The sequence below is a fragment of the Pseudomonas sp. 05N433 genome, assembly GCF_056396925.1.
Genome location: NZ_JBFTML010000158.1, coordinates 1 through 464, shown reverse-complemented (window position 1 = coordinate 464; position 464 = coordinate 1). Strand labels below are relative to the sequence as shown.

Genomic DNA, 464 nt, shown 5'->3' with positions numbered 1-464 from the left:
ATCACCATCGAAGCAGGCAAAACCACCGGTTCCGTAACCGTCGATGCGCCGAAGGACGACGTCTACAAGGACGCTGGCCAAGTCGAAGTGACCATCAAGGATGCCGCAGGCGGCAACTTTGAAAACCTGGCAACCAGCCCAGCGGCAGCGGTCACTACCGTCAMCGAYACCATYGACACCAGYACYGTTTCGCTGAGTGCGACCGCGAACGTCGCCGARGGTGGSACCGTGGTGTACACCGCGTCCGTCACTGCTCCAGTGACTGGTTCGCCAGTGGTTGTGACCCTGTCCAACGGCCAGACCATCACCATTCCAGTCGGCGCCAGCAGCGGCTCTGTTAATTTTGTTGCACCCAACGACGCGTTAGCCGGCGGCAACTCCCTGAGCGTCAAGATCGACGATGCCAAGGGCGGCAACTACGAGAAGCTGGAAGTCGACGGCAAGTCGGCGGATACCTCGGTGAC

General features: G+C 60.4%; 1 protein-coding gene. It reads left to right on the top strand.

All coding sequences use genetic code 11. From position 1 onward, the window contains the following. Positions 1-464, top strand: a 464-nt coding sequence (locus AC1DIS_RS30145) for an immunoglobulin-like domain-containing protein (protein ID WP_477781323.1), incomplete at both ends; no start/stop codon positions are given.